Source organism: Mycobacterium sp. E1747 (assembly GCF_001667775.1).
Classification (GTDB): Bacteria; Actinomycetota; Actinomycetes; order Mycobacteriales; family Mycobacteriaceae; genus Mycobacterium.
This window is the reverse complement of sequence record NZ_LZJI01000046.1, coordinates 1-14,183: the sequence shown is the minus strand read 5'-3', so window position 1 is coordinate 14,183 and position 14,183 is coordinate 1. Positions and strand designations below refer to the sequence as shown.

The 14,183-nt window shown below is 69.3% G+C and carries 14 protein-coding genes and 2 pseudogenes; 12 read left to right on the top strand and 4 right to left on the bottom strand.

The genetic code is table 11. The features are described 5' to 3' along the window. Positions 1-52: 52 nt before the first annotated feature. Positions 53-154: pseudogene (locus tag A5695_RS30165) on the top strand (hypothetical protein); the annotation flags it as partial. Between the two features lie 69 nt (positions 155-223). On the opposite strand, the pseudogene A5695_RS04050 reads toward A5695_RS30165, so the two are convergent. After that, positions 224-1,291 (bottom strand): annotated as a pseudogene (locus tag A5695_RS04050) (coenzyme F420-0:L-glutamate ligase); the annotation flags it as partial. Then, positions 1,288-2,289: a 2-phospho-L-lactate transferase gene (gene cofD / locus A5695_RS04045; protein ID WP_068078518.1), complete on the bottom strand. Its 1,002-nt coding sequence runs from the start codon at positions 2,287-2,289 to the stop codon at positions 1,288-1,290. The gene cofD and the pseudogene A5695_RS04050, both read right to left, overlap by 4 nt. Before the next feature lie 353 nt (positions 2,290-2,642). On the opposite strand from cofD, the gene A5695_RS04040 reads away from it, so the two are divergent. Further along, entirely contained in the window at positions 2,643-2,981 is a 339-nt protein-coding gene (locus tag A5695_RS04040) for a WhiB family transcriptional regulator (RefSeq protein WP_068078515.1), read from the top strand. A gap of 27 nt (positions 2,982-3,008) precedes the next feature. On the opposite strand, the gene A5695_RS04035 is transcribed toward A5695_RS04040, so the two are convergent. After that, positions 3,009-3,431, bottom strand: coding sequence for a metallopeptidase family protein (locus tag A5695_RS04035; RefSeq protein ID WP_068078512.1), 423 nt, complete (start codon positions 3,429-3,431; stop codon positions 3,009-3,011). Between the two features lie 161 nt (positions 3,432-3,592). On the opposite strand from A5695_RS04035, the gene A5695_RS04030 reads away from it, so the two are divergent. From A5695_RS04030 to manA, 4 genes are all read left to right on the top strand, one after another. Continuing rightward, positions 3,593-4,042 carry a DUF3499 domain-containing protein gene (locus tag A5695_RS04030; protein WP_197515354.1) on the top strand — a complete coding sequence of 150 codons (450 nt, stop codon included), beginning with the start codon at positions 3,593-3,595 and terminating at the stop codon, positions 4,040-4,042. Positions 4,043-4,163: 121 nt separating this feature from the next. Next, positions 4,164-5,561 carry a phosphomannomutase/phosphoglucomutase gene (locus A5695_RS04025; protein WP_068078506.1) on the top strand — a complete coding sequence of 466 codons (1,398 nt, stop codon included), beginning with the start codon at positions 4,164-4,166 and terminating at the stop codon, positions 5,559-5,561. Continuing rightward, complete coding sequence (locus tag A5695_RS04020; protein WP_068078503.1) at positions 5,558-6,658, top strand: TobH protein; 1,101 nt, start codon at positions 5,558-5,560, stop codon at positions 6,656-6,658. Before A5695_RS04025 ends, A5695_RS04020 begins: the two co-directional genes overlap by 4 nt. Positions 6,659-6,666: 8 nt before the next feature. Beyond that, positions 6,667-7,893, top strand: coding sequence for a mannose-6-phosphate isomerase, class I (manA, locus tag A5695_RS04015; protein WP_068078500.1), 1,227 nt, complete (start codon positions 6,667-6,669; stop codon positions 7,891-7,893). Between the two features lie 13 nt (positions 7,894-7,906). Here manA and A5695_RS04010 read toward each other — a convergent pair whose 3' ends face one another. Then, positions 7,907-9,319, bottom strand: a complete 1,413-nt coding sequence (locus A5695_RS04010; protein WP_231974712.1) for an NAD(P)/FAD-dependent oxidoreductase — start codon at positions 9,317-9,319, stop codon at positions 7,907-7,909. A 101-nt stretch (positions 9,320-9,420) separates the two neighbouring features. On the opposite strand from A5695_RS04010, the gene A5695_RS04005 reads away from it, so the two are divergent. The 6 genes from A5695_RS04005 to A5695_RS03980 all read left to right on the top strand — a co-directional run. Continuing rightward, complete coding sequence (locus A5695_RS04005) at positions 9,421-10,932, top strand: amino acid permease (RefSeq protein ID WP_068078497.1); 1,512 nt, start codon at positions 9,421-9,423, stop codon at positions 10,930-10,932. Positions 10,933-11,100: 168 nt separating this feature from the next. Continuing rightward, positions 11,101-12,354: an alkane 1-monooxygenase gene (locus A5695_RS04000; protein ID WP_068078494.1), complete on the top strand. Its 1,254-nt coding sequence runs from the start codon at positions 11,101-11,103 to the stop codon at positions 12,352-12,354. Continuing rightward, positions 12,351-12,524, top strand: coding sequence for a rubredoxin (locus tag A5695_RS03995; protein ID WP_068078491.1), 174 nt, complete (start codon positions 12,351-12,353; stop codon positions 12,522-12,524). The genes A5695_RS04000 and A5695_RS03995 overlap by 4 nt, the downstream gene beginning before the upstream one ends. Next, positions 12,521-12,703, top strand: coding sequence for a rubredoxin (locus tag A5695_RS03990; RefSeq protein ID WP_068078487.1), 183 nt, complete (start codon positions 12,521-12,523; stop codon positions 12,701-12,703). The genes A5695_RS03995 and A5695_RS03990 overlap by 4 nt, the downstream gene beginning before the upstream one ends. Positions 12,704-12,717: 14 nt before the next feature. Next, the gene (locus A5695_RS03985; RefSeq protein ID WP_068078521.1) at positions 12,718-13,350 is read left to right on the top strand and encodes a TetR/AcrR family transcriptional regulator; all 633 of its coding nucleotides are present in this window, start codon (positions 12,718-12,720) and stop codon (positions 13,348-13,350) included. A 103-nt stretch (positions 13,351-13,453) separates the two neighbouring features. Then, positions 13,454-14,183: adenosylhomocysteinase (locus A5695_RS03980; protein ID WP_197515353.1), on the top strand; the 730-nt coding region annotated here is incomplete at its 3' end.

Here is a 14,183-nt window from a genome sequence, read left to right as displayed (position 1 = left end):
GCGGGTGGCGCGCGGCCAGATCCTTTACGACGCAGCCGAGGTCGTCATCCCGATGCTGGTCCTCGACGGCGCGCACACCTATCCCGACGCCGCCCGCGCCGAGGCCGAGCACACCATGTTCACCGTCGCCGTCGGGGCGGCCGTGCAGGCCCTGCTCGTCGCGCTGGCCGTGCGGGGGGTGGGCAGCTGCTGGATCGGCTCGACGATATTCGCCCCCGACCTGGTGCGCGCCGTCGAGGACCAGCATCGGGATGACGACCTCGGCTGCGTCGTAAAGGATCTGGCCGCGCGCCACCCGGCGTTCCACCGAGTCGGCGGGCCGGCCGTCGCCGGCGAGATCGGACCGCCACTTGTCCTTCATGCGGTCCAGCAGGCGCAGCCGGACATCGGGGGTCCGCAACCAGACGAACCGGACGGGGCGGGTGTGGTGCGGGGCCGGGGCGGTGAGGGCCTCGGCGACGGCGGCTTCGATGAGTTCGGGCGCGACGGGCTCGGCGCTGAACCGGCGCACCGACCGGCGCAGCAGCTGGGCCTGCCGGCGCCCCATGTCGAGGGCCTCGGCGGTGCCCAGCCAGAACAGGTCCTCCTCGCCGGGCCGCAACAGCTGCCGGGCGGTCGAGCCGTCGTCGGCCACGGTGAGGCCGCGCACCACGGCCACCGGCATGGCGGTCAGCTTGCCCTTCACCAGATCGGCGGCCGCCGCCACCTCGTCGGCGACCGCGATCTCGGTGACCACCAGCTCGTTGCCGTGCCGGTCGACGGTCCCCGAATACCCATGCAGCACAGCCAAACCCGACGAGCCCACCGCGGCGTCGATCTGGCCGTTACGCCAGGCGCGGCCCATCGTGTCGGTAATCACCACGGCCACGTCGACCCCCAGCCGCTGGCGAAGCCCGGCCCGCAGCGCCGCGGCGCTGGCGTCGGGGTCGACCGGCAGCAGCGCCAGTTCGTCGCGGCCCACGTTGGATCCGTCCACGCCCGCGGCGGCCTGGATCAAGCCGATGCGGTTCTCGGTGATCAGGGTGCGGCCCTTGCGCGCCAGCACCCGCACCGCTTCGTCGTCGACGAGCTTGCGCCTCAGTTGGTCGCGCTCCTCGGCGTCCTGGGGTGCGGGCACCAGCCGGCCCTCGCACTTGGACACCACCTTGCTCGTCACCACCACCACGTCGCGGTCGCGCAGCCACGGCGCGGCCGCGGCCAGGGCCGCGCTCAGGTCGTCGCCGGGCCGGAACTCGGGAAGCCCGGTCACGGGCAGGATCTCGATCGCCGCGCCGGTGCCGTGTTCGGTCACGGGGCCACACCCGCGAGCTCGAGCCCGGCGCGCACCATCTCGGCGGTCGCCTTGGGGTCGGTCATCAACAGCGGCACGGCGGCCACCGCCACGCCCTCGATGTCGGCATGATCGCCCTCGTGCACCAGCCAGCAATCCAGTATCCCGGTGCCACTGCGCCCCCCGTAGTGCCGGCCGACCGCTTCCGCGGTGGATTTCACCCCGATCACCGACAGGCACGCATCGGCCATGCCGCGCAACGGTTTTCCCCCGATGATCGGTGAGTAGCCGATGATCGGGGCGGTCGCCGAGCGCAACGCGGCGCGAATTCCTGGGACGGCCAGGATGGCGCCGACGCTGACCACCGGGTTCGACGGTGCCAGCAGGATGGCGTCGGCGTCGGCGATGGCCGCCACAGCTTCACTTGTGGCGGTGGCTTTTTCGGCGCCGACGAAGGCGAAGCTGTGCGTGGACACCTCGGCCCGGTAGCGCACCCACCACTCCTGGAAGTGGATCGCGCGGCGGGTGCCCTCGTCGGGATCGGTGATCACCACATGCGTCTCGCAGCGGTCGTCGCTCGCCGGCAGCAATCGGGCCCCGGGTTGCCAGCGGTCGCACAGCGCGGTGGTGATCTGCGACAGCGGGTAGCCGGCGTTCAACATCTGGGTGCGCACCAGGTGGGTGGCGATATCCCGGTCGCCGAGCCCGAACCAGTCCGGCTGCACGCCGTAGCGCGCCAATTCCTCTTTGGCGTGCCAGGTTTCGTCGCGGTGACCCCACCCGCGCTCCGGGTCTACCCCTCCACCTAAGGTGTACATGCAGGTGTCCAAATCCGGGCAGACCCGCAGTCCATGAATCCAAGCGTCGTCGCCGATGTTGACGATTGCGTTAAGTTCGTGGTTGCCGGCTCCCGCGTCTGGGTGCCGTTGCGTTCCGAACTGACCGAGCCCGAGCAGCTGTTGAATCCCCAGCAGGAATCGGGCGCCGCCAACCCCACCGACCAGAACGGTGACCTTCACGTGGACGACAGTACTGCCCGGCGACCTTGGGGTGGCGGGGCCATTACGCGGCCCTTAAGCGTAGTCGTGGGCGGTGTGATCGACACGCCGAATGCGCAAAACAACGGAAACGCCGTAATTCGGTCACGAGATGGTATGGAAATGCGCCGTTGCGCTTGACCCGGCAGGTCAACCCGTGTCTAATCACAACAGTGTCATTTCCCGGTTGGCCGGCCGGTTCCGGTGTCGCAGACCGAGATTCGATCACTTGTTCGAATTGTCTGTACACATCAGAAATAGTGGGAACCACTCATTCTCTCAATCAAACTGAGGAGGCGGACGACCGTATGTCTTACGAACATCTTCGAGGAGTCATGGCGAGCACGCCGCACACCCCCATCGTCCCGGCGCCGGTCCGACCGGCCCGGCCGCATTTGACCGTGGTTCCTGATGCGCCAGTCGCATTCGAGCCCGAGCCGATGCCGGCCCCCGTCGCGGACCAGTGGCAGGACCGGGCGTTGTGCGCTCAAACCGATCCCGAGGCGTTCTTCCCGGAGAAGGGCGGCTCGACCCGCGAGGCGAAGAAGATCTGCCTGGGGTGCGAGGTACGCCACGAGTGCCTGGACTACGCCCTGGAGCACGACGAGCGCTTCGGCATTTGGGGCGGGCTCTCCGAGCGCGAGCGCCGGCGCCTCAAGCGCGGCATCATCTAGGTCGCCGAAGGCGCCTGAACGCCAGGGCTATTCGTCGTCGATCGCCGGGTCGATGACCGATGGCTCTACGTCGAGGTAGATGGCCACCTGGGCCACCAATATTTCGTGCAGCAAATCACCGAGTTCGACGGTGTCCTTGGCCCGTCGCTCAATTGGCTTGCGGAACAGCACTATTCGCGCCCGCGTGGCGTTGCCGCGGACGTCGACGCCGGCCGGGATCAATCGCGCGAGCGGAATCGGCCCGTCGGCGATGACCTCCGGCGGCCACTGCACGCTGTCGGGATCCTTGGCCGCGATGCGGGGGATCTCATCGACCGCCACGTCGAGGTCGGCGAGGCGCGCCTGCCAATTGCGCTCGATGGGTTCGTAGGCCTCCAGCACCGCCATGTCGAACCGCTCGGCCCGGCTGCGCCACCCGGGCACCGTCGGCGGCAGCAGCGGGCCGCGCACATCGCGGCCCCGCCGGGAAGCGAATCGACCCTGGGGCCGATGCCTCCTCGGGAAGCTGCGCGAATCGCCCACGCGCCGATGGTAACGGTTGAACATCGGGGGGCCGCCGGTTGCGCGTGTCCGGCGCTTCACGGGCGTTTGTCCACGATAGCCTTTCGCTCGTGAACGTTCCCCGTCGCTGTTGTCGGCCCGGGTGTCCGCACTACGCCGTGGCGACCTTGACGTTCGTCTACTCGGACTCGACGGCAGTGGTGGGGCCACTCGCGACCGCGCGGGAACCGCATTCGTGGGACCTGTGCGTCGGCCATGCCGGCCGGATCACCGCCCCCCGCGGATGGGATCTCGTGCGCCACGCCGGTCCCCTCCATGCCGAGCCCACGCACCCCGACGAGGACGACCTGGTCGCCCTCGCCGACGCGGTGCGCGAAGGCGGCCAGGTCGAGCGCGCCGTGCCCTATGGCGGCACCGGCACTCCGCTGAATGGCTTCGCGGACCCGCATATTCATCACGGCGGGGCCACCGCCCCCAGCAGCAGCCTGCTGGCGCCCCCCGAGCATCGTTCGGGCCGGCGGCGCGGGCATCTGCGCGTGTTACCCGACCCCAAGGACTAGCCGTTCGGTGTTGCGCGCGGTCCCCGCGCACCGCTGCGGCCGGTGTTTCCCGGGGGCCGATAGGCTGACGGCCAAGAGGCGAAGAAACGCGAACCCTTTCAAGGCGTCAGGAGGCCCCCGCATGTCTCGGCTCGCCGCGACTGTGCACCGTGTTGTCAAGGCTTACGACGTGCGAGGGTTGGTCGGCGAAGAGCTCGACGAGCCGCTGGTCACCGCTTTGGGTGCGGCGTTCGCCACGCTGATGCGCGGCGAGGGCGCCCGGCAGGTGGTGATCGGTTACGACATGCGCGACAGTTCGCCCACGCTGGCCGCGGCGTTCGCTTCCGGGGTGACGAGCCAGGGCCTCGACGTGGTGCGCATCGGTCTCGCCTCCACCGATCAGCTCTACTTCGCCTCCGGGCTGCTGGACTGCCCGGGCGCGATGTTCACCGCGAGCCACAACCCGGCGGCCTACAACGGCATCAAGCTGTGCCGGGCGGCCGCCAAACCGGTCGGCGCCGAGAGTGGCCTGCGCACCGTCAGCGAGTCCGTGATCGCCGGGGTCGAGCGCTACGACGGACAGCCCGGAACCGTGACCGACCGCGACGTGCTGGACGACTACGGGACGTTTCTGCGCTCACTGGTGAACACCTCGGGGCTGCGCCCCCTGCGGGTGGCGGTGGACGCGGGCAACGGCATGGCCGGCCTCACCGCGCCGGCGGTGCTCGGGGCGATCGACTCGATCACCTTGCTGCCGTTGTACTTCGAGCTCGACGGCTCGTTCCCCAATCACGAGGCCAACCCGCTCGACCCGGCGAACCTGGTCGACCTGCAGAAGTACGTGGGAGCCGTCGGCGCCGATATCGGCCTGGCCTTCGACGGGGACGCCGACCGTTGCTTCGTCGTCGACGAACGCGGCCGGCCGGTCTCACCCTCGACGGTGACCAGCCTGGTGGCCGCCCGCGAATTGGGCCGGGAGATCGGCGCCACCATCATCCACAACGTGATCACGTCCCGGGCGGTGCCGGAGTTGGTCACCGAACGCGGCGGCACACCGCTGCGCTCGCGCGTCGGGCACTCCTATATCAAGGCGATGATGGCCGACACCGGCGCGATCTTCGGCGGCGAGCACTCGGCGCACTATTACTTCCGTGACTTCTGGGGCGCCGACTCCGGGATGCTGGCGGCGCTGCACGTGCTGGCGGCGTTGGGCGAGCAGGACCGGCCGTTGTCGGAGCTGACCGCGGACTACCAGCGCTACGAATCATCAGGCGAGATCAACTTCACCGTGGCGGACGCCGCGCTGTGCACGGACGCGGTGCTGAAATCCTTCGGCAGCCGCATCCACTCGATCGACCACGTGGACGGCGTGACCGTCGACCTGGGCGACGGCAGCTGGTTCAACCTGCGCAGCTCCAACACCGAGCCGTTGCTGCGGCTCAATGTGGAGGCGCGCAGCGCCGAGGACGTCGAGGCGGTGGTCGCGCAGATCAGTGCGGAGATCCGGGCCCAGTCGGCGCCCGCCGGGGCCGCGCCGTGAGCGCCGTCCGGGCGATCGATCTCGAGGACACCGAGGGCCTGCTCGCCGCCGATCGGGACGGGTTGCTGCGCTCGGCGTCGTCGGCCGGCGCGCAGGTGCGGGCGATCGCCGCGGCCGTCGATGAGGGTGCGCTGGATCCGCTGCGGTCCGACGACCGGCCGCGCAGCCTGATCTGGGTCGCCGGCCGCGGGACCGCGGACAACGCCGGCGCGATGGTCGCGGCGACGGTGGCCGGTGCGGCCTCCGAGCCGATCACGCTGGCCGCCGAGGTTCCGCCGTGGATCGGACCGCTCGACGTGCTGATCGTCGCGGGCGACGATCCCGGCGATCCGGCGCTGGTCACCTCGGCCGCGACCGGGGTGCGCCGCGGGGCGCGGGTCGTCGTCGTCGCGCCGTACGAGGGTCCGCTGCGCGATGCCACCGCCGGCCGCGCGGCGGTGCTGGCGCCGCGGCTTCCGATCCCCGACGAGTTCGGGTTGTGCCGTTACCTGGCCGCCGCGCTGGCCGTTGTGCAGGCGGTGGACCAGCGACCGCTCGTCGACCTGCGCGTGCTGGCCGACCAGCTGGACGCCGAGGCGCTGCGCAACAGCGCGGCTCGCGAGCTCTTCACCAACCCCGCCAAGACGATTGCCGCACGCATCGCCGACCGCCAGGTGGCGCTGGCCGGCGACTGCGCCGCGACGCTCGCGCTGGCCCGGCACGGCAGTTCGGTCCTGCTGCGGATCGCCCACCAGGTGGTCGCGGCCACCGGGCTGTCGGACGCCGTCGTCGCGCTGCGCGCCGGGATCTCCGGCGGCTTCGCCGACCCCGCCGACGCGCTATTCCACGACGAACAGATCGACGGGCCGCTGCCCCAGCGCCTGCTGGTGCTGGCCCTCACGTTGTCCGCCGAACAGGCCGTCGTGGCGGCCCGGACGGCCGGGCTCGACGACGTGTACCTGCTGGCCGCCGAGGACGTGCCCGACGGGCCCGGCGGCGCGGCCGGGTCGACGGTCGCGCCGGCGCTGGGCGGGGCCATCAGCGCCGAGCAGCAACTGGCAGTATTGGCCGTCCGACTGGAGATGGCCGCGGTTTACGCGCGCCTGGCGCGGGGATAGATAACACAGTGGAACTGCTTCGCGGGGCCTTACGTACGTACGCCTGGGGATCGCGCACCGCCATAGCCGAATTCACCGGGCGTACGGTGCCGGCTGCCCACCCGGAGGCCGAACTGTGGTTCGGCGCGCATCCGGGTGACCCGGCCTGGCTGGAAACGGACGCGAGCGAGATCTCGTTGCTCGAGGCGCTGGTCGCCGACCCGGAGGGCCAGCTGGGCCCCGGCGCCCGCGCCCGCTTCGGCGACGTGCTGCCCTTTCTGGTCAAGGTGCTCGCGGCCGACGAGCCGCTGTCCCTGCAGGCCCACCCGAGCGCGGCGCAGGCGGCCGAGGGTTACCTGCGCGAGGAGCGGCTGGGCATTCCGCTGAACTCGCCGGTGCGCAACTACCGCGACACCTCGCACAAACCCGAATTGCTGGTGGCGCTGCAGCCTTTCGAGGCGCTCGCCGGGTTCCGGCCGGCCTCGCGCACGGTGGAGCTGCTGCGGGCGCTGTCCGTCTCCGACCTCGACCCCTTCATCGACCTGCTCAACGATCAGTCGGATGCCGACGGCCTGCGGGCGCTGTTCACCACCTGGATCACCGCGCCGCAGCCCGACATCGACGTGCTGGTGCCCGCCGTGCTGGACGGCGCAATCCAGTACATCAGCTCCGGGGCAACGGAATTCGCCGGCGAGGTCAAGACGGTGCTCGAACTCGGGGAACGCTATCCCGGCGACGCCGGGGTGCTGGCCGCCCTGTTGCTGAACCGCATCACGCTGGCCCCGGGCGAGGCGATCTTCGTGTCGGCCGGCAGCCTGCACACCTACCTGCGCGGCTTCGCGCTCGAGGTCATGGCCAACTCCGACAACGTGTTACGCGGCGGGCTGACCCCCAAGCACGTCGACGTCCCCGAGTTGCTTCGGGTGCTCGACTTCACGCCGACCACCGAGGCGGAGGTGCGTCCGCCCGTGCATCGCGAGGGCTTCGGACTGATCTACGAAACCCCGGCCGAGGAGTTCGCGGTCGCGCTGCTGGAGCTCGACGGTGATTACCTGGGCCACGAGGTCGACGCCTCGTGCAGCCACGAGGGCCCGCAGATCCTGCTGTGCACCGAGGGGTGCACGACGGTGTACGGCAAGTCCGGGTCGTTGACGCTACAGCGGGGGATGGCCGCCTGGGTGGCGGCCGACGATATCCCGATCCGGCTGGTCGCGCACGAGCCCACCAAGCTGTTCAGGGCGACGGTAGGGCTGTAACGGACCGCCGGTCCTAAAGGGGCGACCTGGGGGCACCTGCCGCTTGCGGGGGACATCGCCCGGCTCTGCCGCGCTCGCGGTCGCCACGGGTCGCCTGACGGCGCTCGCCCAGCCACAGCCGCAGGTTGTGCGCGATGGCGCGCCCGACGATGCGCGGCGGCGGAACCATGTAGAGGCTGTCGAGCAACGAGAAGCGGCGCAAAAACCATTCCGCCAGCACCGGATCGGTTTCGGCTGCCCCCAGGAACTGGTCGAACAGCGCACCGGAGGGTCGCCACCACCAGGGGATCGGGCCCTTGGTGTCGGCGTGGTGGAAGGTGACGTCGCCGATGGCGTTCATCGTCCACACCGGGAAGGTCGTCTTGGCGGTGGCGCGGGCGAGTTCGGCGGCCAGCTGGTCGTCGGGGAGTTGCAGCGCGCGCCGCAGGTGTCCGGCCTGCAGTGAGGTCATCGTCATGCCCTGCCCGAAGGTGGGATTGAAGCTGGCGACGGCGTCACCGAGCGGGATGATCCCGGCGGGGAAGCGGTCCAGCTTGTCGTAGCGACGCCACTTGCTGGCCGGAAAGGCGTGGAACGCCGGCTCGCCGACGGGATCGGCCTGCTTGAGCGCCGCGTTGACGTGGGCCGGGACCAGCTCCTCGGCCAGTTCCAGCATCTCGGGGAAGGTGTGCGGCGGCTTGACGTTGGCCACCCCGAACGTCGTCAGCACCCAGGTGCCGTCCTCGTAGCCGAGCATGCCCAGCCCCAGCGACTTGTCGTGCGAGGCGCCGGCGACCACCACCTTCTCCAAGATCAATCCGTCCGGGATGCGGAATTGCTGGGTCGCGTAGTAGATCCCGATGTCGAGGAGGTCTTCCCGCGGCCGGTCATACCCCCACTGCGTCAGCCAGGTGGGCAGCCGGGTGCCCCGGCCCGCCGCGTCGACGACCAGGTCGGCGGCGACGAATTGCGGATCCCCGCCGTCGACCGGATCCAGCAGCACCCCGGTCACCCGCTGGCGCGCCTGGTCGAACCGCGGTTCGGCCACGGAGCGCCGCACCATCGTGACGTTGTCGGTGTCGCGGACACGTTTGCGCAGCTGCCACTCCAGATGCGGCCGGCTGGGGACGTATGCGGTGAATTCGTCGCGCAGGGTGTGCCCGGTGCCGAGCACGTGGCCCGCGGCGCCGAGGTGGATGCAGTCGGGGCGGTTCTCCAGCATCGGCACGCCCGCGGCCACCATGTCTTGCAGCAGCCCGGGGAACAGACTCTCGAACTCCATTGCGCCGCGGGCCATCAGCATGTGCAGGTGCCGGTCCTGCGGGACCGCCGTCCGGTTCGTCGGTGTGCTCGGCAACTCGTCGCGCTCGTAGACGGTGACCCGGGAGAAAGCATCGGAGAGCACCTGCGCGGCGCACAGACCGGCGATGCTGCCGCCGATGACCACCGCGTGGTCCCTGGTGTTTGCTTCGGTCTCCGCCATCTCGGCAGAGTACCCAGTACTGTGACGGACCAATGGCTCCCTTTGTTGACGGGAAAGGGCGACGGATGGCCAACCGATGGCGCACGAAGTCGGTCGAACAATCGATCGCCGACACCGACGAGCCAGACACCCGGTTACGCAAGGAACTGACCTGGTTGGACCTCGTGGTCTTCGGGGTGGCGGTGGTGATCGGCGCCGGTATCTTCACGGTCACCGCGTCGACGACCGGTGACATCACCGGCCCGGCGATCGGGATTTCGTTCGTGATCGCGGCCGTCACCTGCGCGCTGGCGGCGCTGTGCTACGCCGAGTTCGCCTCGACGCTGCCGGTCGCGGGCAGCGCCTACACCTTTTCCTATGCCACCTTCGGGGAGTTCCTCGCCTGGATCATCGGCTGGAACCTGTTGTTGGAGCTGGCGATCGGCGCGGCGGTCGTGGCCAAGGGGTGGTCGAGCTACCTGGGCAATGTCTTCGGATTTGCCGGTGGCACAACGCAGCTCGGCTCGATCAGCCTGGACTGGGGCGCGCTGCTGATCGTCATCGCCGTTGCGGTGCTGATCGCGCTGGGCACCAAGCTGTCGTCGCGGTTCTCCGCGGTGATCACCGGGATCAAGGTGTCGGTGGTGCTGCTGGTGGTCGTCGTCGGAGCCTTCTACATCAAGGGCTCCAACTATTCGCCGTTCATCCCCAAGCCCGAGGCGGGGCAGGAGGCGTCGGGCGTCAACCAGTCGGTGCTGTCGCTGTTGACCGGGGCGCACAGCAGCCACTACGGCTGGTACGGCGTGCTCGCGGGCGCCTCGATCGTGTTCTTCGCGTTCATCGGCTTCGACATCGTCGCGACCATGGCCGAGGAGACCAAGCGGCCTCAACGCGACGTCCCACGGGGAATCCTGGCGTCGCTGGCAATCGTCACCGTGCTGTACGTGGCGGTCTCGGTGGTGCTGTCCGGGATGGTCCCCTACACCCAGCTCAAGACCATGCCCGGCCACAAGCCGGCCAACCTTGCCACGGCGTTCACGGCGAACGGCATCCACTGGGCCAGCAAGATCATCGCGGTCGGGGCGCTGGCCGGACTGACCACAGTGGTGATGGTGTTGATGCTCGGCCAGTGCCGCGTGCTGTTCGCGATGGCGCGCGACGGTTTGCTGCCGCGGCAGCTGGCGAAGACCGGCTCGCGCGGCACCCCGGTGCGGATCACGGTGCTGGTGGCGGTGGTGGTGGCCGCGACGGCCTCGGTGTTCCCGATCGCCAAGCTCGAGGAGATGGTCAACGTCGGCACGCTGTTCGCGTTCGTCTTGGTTTCGGCCGGCGTCATGGTGCTGCGCCGCACCCGCCCGGACCTGAAGCGCGGCTTCCGCGCCCCATGGGTGCCGGTCCTGCCGATCGCCTCGATCGCCGCGTGCGTCTGGCTGATGGTCAACCTCACCGCCCTGACCTGGGTTCGGTTCGGCGTCTGGCTGGTGGTCGGGACCGCGATCTACGTCGGCTACGGCTACTGGCATTCCGTGCAGGGCCGCCGCGAGGCCGGGCATCCCGACAAAGCACCCGACCCGGACCCGACTTCCACGGCGGCGTAGGCCGCCGCACGTCAGCTCGGCCAGTGTGCGCGCGGGATTCACGCTCGCGTCCGCTGCTGACCCGGCGCGGCGGCTGTTTACAAAACTGTGCCTGATGTCTAGACACAAGACGTAGATAGCGATATTGTCCATCTTCAACGTGGTGTGACTCACAAGGAGGTTGGGCATATGACCACACTCGAACGGCCAACGGGCACCGACGCGGTCGAGCCGCCCGTCTGGCGGGACAAGAAGCGGCGCCTCTGGCTGATGGGACTGATCGCCCCGACGGCGCTGTTCGTGATGCTGCCGATCGTCTGGGGGCTCAACCAGCTCGGCTGGCACGCCGCCGCGCAGGCGCCGCTGTGGATCGGGCCGATCCTCGTCTACGTCCTGCTGCCGATCCTCGACCTGCTTTTGGGGCCCGACGGGCAGAACCCGCCCGACGAGGTGATGGAGCAGCTGGAGAACGACAAGTACTACCGCTACTGCACCTACATCTTCATCCCGTTCCAATACCTGAGCGTGATCTTCGGCGCGTACCTGTTCACCGCCTCGAACCTGAGCTGGCTGGGCTATGACGGCGCGCTGGGCTGGGCGGGCAAGCTGGGCGTGGCGCTGTCGGTCGGCGTCCTCGGCGGCGTCGGCATCAACACCGCCCACGAGATGGGCCACAAGAAGGACTCGCTGGAGCGGTGGCTGTCCAAGATCACGCTGGCGCAGACCTGCTACGGCCACTTCTACATCGAGCACAACCGCGGCCACCACGTGCGGGTGTCCACGCCGGAAGACCCGGCGTCGGCGCGCTTCGGGGAGACCTTCTGGGAGTTCTTGCCGCGCAGCGTCTTCGGCAGCCTGCGCTCGTCGCTGCGGCTGGAGGCCCAGCGCCTGCGCCGGCTGAACAAGAACCCCTGGAACCCCGCGACGTATCTGTCCAACGACGTGCTCAACGCCTGGCTGCTGTCAATCGTGTTGTGGGGCACGCTGATCGCGGTCTTCGGCCCGGCGCTCATCCCATTCGTGATCATCCAGGCCGTCTTCGGCTTCAGCCTGCTCGAGTCCGTCAACTACCTGGAGCATTACGGGCTGCTGCGGCAGAAGCTCGACTCGCCCTCCGGGAAAGCGCGCTACGAGCGGTGCGCGCCCGTGCACAGCTGGAACTCCGACCACGTCGTCACCAACCTGTTCCTGTACCACCTGCAGCGGCACAGCGATCACCACGCCAACCCCACTCGCCGCTACCAGACGCTGCGCAGCATGGAAGGCGCCCCCAACCTGCCCAGCGGTTACGCGTCCATGATCTCGCTGACCTACGTTCCGCCGCTGTGGCGCAAGGTGATGGACCACCGGGTGTTGGAGCACTACGACGGCGACATCACCAAGGTCAACATCCACCCGCGGGTGCGTGAGCGGGTGCTGGCCCGCTACGGGGTGACGGCGTGAGCGCGTACCGCTGCCCGGGCTGCGACTACGTCTACGATGAGGCGAACGGCGCTCCGCGGGAAGGCTTTCCCGCGGGCACGCCCTTCAGCGACATTCCCGACGACTGGTGCTGCCCCGACTGTTCGGTGCGTGAAAAGGTCGATTTCCAAGAAATGGGAGCCATCCGATGACCGACTACAAGCTCTTCATCTGCGTGCAGTGCGGATTCGAGTACGACGAGGCCAAGGGCTGGCCGGAGGACGGCATCGCGCCCGGGACCCGCTGGGACGACATCCCCGACGACTGGAGCTGCCCGGACTGCGGCGCGGCGAAATCCGACTTCGAGATGGTCGAGATAGCCCGGGGGTGATCGGCACCAACGGCATGGCCCAAGCGGCTATTGTCGCGCCTGTGAAGCGGATGCCCTACCCCGAGGCGTCGCGCGCCCTGCTGCGCGACTCGGTGCTGGATGCAATGCGGGAGCTGCTGGGAACCCGCGACTGGTCCGCGATCACACTGTCGGACGTGGCCCGCGCCGCGGGCATCAGCCGGCAGACCATCTACAACGAGTTCGGCTCGCGGCAGGGCCTGGCCCAGGGCTACGCCCTGCGCCTGGCCGACCGGCTGGTCGACGCCGTCCACACCGCCATCGTCGGCAACGTCGGCAAGATCTACGAGGCGTTCCTGCAGGGCTTTCGGGCCTTCTTCGCCGAGTCGGCGGCGGACCCGCTGGTGATCTCGCTGCTCACCGGGGTGGCCAAGCCGGACCTGCTGCAGATCATCACCACCGACAGCGGCCCAATCATCACCCGGGCGTCGGAACGGCTGAGCACGGCGTTCACCCACAGCTGGGTGGCCACCAGTGACTCCGACGCCGGCGTGCTGGCGCGGGCCATCGTGCGCCTGGCGCTGAGTTACGTGTCGATGCCGCCCGAGGCGGACCACGACGTGGCGGCGGACTTGGCGCGGCTGATGACGCCGTTCGCGGAGCGTCACGGCGTCGTCAACGTCCCCTGACGACTGTCGGCGCCTGGGCCGCCGACTACAGTGGCGCAAGAGCGCATACCCAAGCTAAGTAATCCTCTTTTCGAACCCAAGCCGCAGAAGGAATGGAACGTTAATGACGACGACTGAAAGTTCGCTGACCGCCGACGTCCGCAACGGCATCGACTTCAAGGTCGCCGACCTGTCGCTGGCGGACTACGGTCGCCGGGACATCGAGCTCTCCGAGCAGGAGATGCCGGGCCTGATGTCGCTGCGCCGCGAGTACGCCGACGTGCAACCGCTCAAGGGGGCGCGGATCTCGGGCTCGCTGCACATGACCGTGCAGACCGCGGTGCTCATCGAAACCCTCGTCTCGCTGGGCGCGCAGGTCCGGTGGGCGTCGTGCAACATCTTCTCCACCCAGGACCACGCCGCCGCCGCGGTGGTGGTCGGCCCGCACGGCACCCCCGAGGAGCCCAAGGGTGTGCCGGTGTTCGCCTGGAAGGGCGAGACGCTCGAGGAGTACTGGTGGGCCGCCGAGCAGATGCTGACCTGGCCCGATAAAGACGGCGCCGCCGCGCCCGCGAACATGATCCTCGACGACGGCGGTGACGCCACCATGCTGGTGCTGCGCGGCGCGCAGTACGAGAAGGCCGGTGTGGTGCCGCCCGCGGAGGACGACGACCCGACCGAATGGAAGGTCTTCCTGGAGCTGCTGCGCAAGCGCTTCGAGACCGACAAGGACAAGTGGACCAAGCTCTCGGAGTCGGTCAAGGGCGTCACCGAGGAGACCACCACCGGCGTGCTGCGGCTCTACCAGTTCGCCGCGGCCGGCGATCTGGCCTTCCCGGCGATCAACGTCAACG